Origin of the sequence: Vibrio sp. 03-59-1 (genome assembly GCF_013114135.1) — a bacterium.
Taxonomy (GTDB): domain Bacteria; phylum Pseudomonadota; class Gammaproteobacteria; order Enterobacterales; family Vibrionaceae; genus Vibrio; species Vibrio cortegadensis.
In genome coordinates this window covers 1-1,158 of record NZ_VTYA01000071.1, presented here as the reverse complement: position 1 = coordinate 1,158, position 1,158 = coordinate 1, and the positions used below count along the sequence as shown (strand labels likewise).

Annotated in this window: 1 protein-coding gene; it reads left to right on the top strand. The window is 37.7% G+C overall.

What is annotated here, in order from left to right:
- Positions 1-133 precede the first annotated feature (133 nt).
- A complete protein-coding gene (locus F0249_RS19955) occupies positions 134-958 on the top strand; it encodes a DUF2971 domain-containing protein (protein WP_171757640.1) in 825 nt (274 codons plus the stop codon).
- Positions 959-1,158: the final 200 nt, after the last annotated feature.

Below are 1,158 nucleotides of genomic sequence, written 5' to 3'. Positions count from 1 at the left end.
CATGGTCTTCTCCTTTTACTTCGGACCTGAACACTCCAAGCATGGCTGATAGCGATGTGAAGTGGTAGGGGGAGACCATCTCATCACCTTAATGCGGCGTTAGGTTAATCATGTAGTTTAAAGGAATTAGATAATGTTTTTTTACTCAGATGAGTTTTTTCGGGCTAACTTTTCAACTGTTACTCCTCCAAAAGAGTTATACCATTACACTTCAATAGAAACGCTTGCGCTGATACTTAAATATTGCAGCGTTAGGTTTAATCGTGCAGACAATGTGAATGATCCAATAGAAGCAGAGTCTTCAACTCTTGGTTCGTTCAAAAAAGGAACTTTTATCTCTTGCTGGACAACAAAAATAGAAGACACGATCCCAATGTGGAACTTGTATAGCAACAATATGAAAGGTGTACGCATTAAATTGCCAGCAAATATGTTTTTGGGGAGGGATAAAATAATCTATTGGGGTGATGGTGGCTTTGCTGTTAACTGTGGGCAACACATAAAAATGACTAGAAATGAACCTGGTGTTAATGCAGGAGTCAGTATTATTGAGGGGCCTAATCCTATATTTTATACAGATGAGCGTGATATTTTATACTCAAATTTACATTACCCGATAAATGGAACTGAGCATAAGAATTATCAAACTTTTGGTGTTGCTTTGGCAAAACCTAAAATTTGGGAGTATGAAGATGAGTGGCGTTTTAAAATACTAGCATGTAATCAGCAATTTATTGATTTACCTTTAGATTTTATTAGGGAAACATATAACTTTGAAAAGCAACCATGTATTGAAGAATATATAGATGTGAAGTTGGACTCGACAGTATTTGATGAGATGGAAATTCTATTAGGCCCTAGAAGTACAGATTCAGAAATTACGATTGTAGAAAGCTTGTTGGAAAAATATGCACCTGCAGCTAGACTTACTATCTCCTCAATTAAGATTGCAAATTAACCTAACAAACAATTTAAGAGTGACTCCTAACTCTTGGCGGTTTCACTCCGGTTTGAAATTTGTGTTTACGGTGCAATGGTTTAGCTTGGGTGTTATAGCGTTGTCGCACCTTAATTGGGCGCTGACGGATCCCCTCATAATTTCCCCAGCCCTGCATTGTGTGTCAACCTTTGATATTCGAACATTCCCCACTGGTATTG